Annotated in this window: 1 protein-coding gene; it reads right to left on the reverse strand. The window is 67.2% G+C overall.

Annotated elements, in window-relative coordinates:
- Nucleotides 1-156: 156 nt before the first annotated feature.
- On the reverse strand, nt 157-1,132 hold a 976-nt coding region (locus ACGF5C_RS35030; RefSeq protein ID WP_393308745.1), incomplete at its 5' end, for a 3-keto-5-aminohexanoate cleavage protein.

Genomic DNA, 1,132 nt, shown 5'->3' on the forward strand with positions numbered 1-1,132 from the left:
CACCGGTGGTCGTGGTGATATGTGTGCCCATGGGCTCTCCTATGGCCGATCGGGACTGTGCGCGGGAGCCCGTGGTCCCGCAAGGAACCGGGGGCGCGGAATCGGAATGGCCGCGCGCCCCCGGCGTTCAAGCGCAGATCACCTGCCGGTAATCATTCAGGCGTGGTGCAGGAAGCCCAGCTGGCCGGGCTTGCGGTTCGGCGCGTAGCCGAGCTTGGCCAGCGCGTCGTCGGTGCCGGAGTAGACCTCGTCCAGCTTGTAGATCTCGCGCGTGTCCTTGCAGGAGGCCACTTCACGGCCGAGTTCGGCGGCGATACGCACCATCTGCTCGACCTGTTCGACCGAGGTCCGGCGCTCGCCCTTGCGACCCCACAGGTTGTCCTCGATGCCGACGCGCACGTGCTGGCCCAGCGCGATGGCGATCGTGCACATCGGGATGACGTGACGCATGATCGACTCGATGGTCAGCACTGCGCCGTCCGGGGTGCGGCGGATGAACTCGATCAGGTCGGCCGGGTGCACGCCGGCCGCGCCCCCGCCGATCGCGACGTAGTTCAACACCAGCGGCCCGGTGTAGTGGCCTCGCCGGATCAGCCGCTCCACGGTTTCGAGCTGTGCCAGGTTTCCGAGCATGAAGTGGGGCTGGATACCGGCGTCGGTGAGGCGGCGCAGATGCTCGAGGTAGAAGTCGGGACCGGCCTCGACGGTCATGTCGCGGTAAGCCTTGTAGATCGCCGGGTCCTGGAACGAGGTTCCGGCCATGTCGTCGTCGGTCATCAATTCGACCAGGTTCATCTGGTTGGTGTTGATGGCGATGGTCACCTGGTCCGGGGCGGGGTCCAGGGTGGCCAGCATGTGACGGGTGTCGTGGGGCAGCCACTTCGCGGCGTCGCCCTCCTTGGGCGGGGCGAACGAGATCGACCCGCCGACCTGCAGGATCATCTCCGGTACCGCCTCGCGCAGCCGGGCGAGCATCTCGTTGAACATCTCGAGCCGCTTCGAGCCGCGGCCGTCTTCTTCGCGCACGTGCACGTGCAGCACCGGCGCGCCGGCGTTGTAGCAGTCGACCGCCTTCTGGATCTGCTCGTCCATCGTCACCGGGATGTCGTCCGAGTCCCCGGGCAGGAACTCC

Source organism: Micromonospora sp. NPDC047620 (genome assembly GCF_043205005.1).
Taxonomy (GTDB): Bacteria; Actinomycetota; Actinomycetes; order Mycobacteriales; family Micromonosporaceae; genus Micromonospora.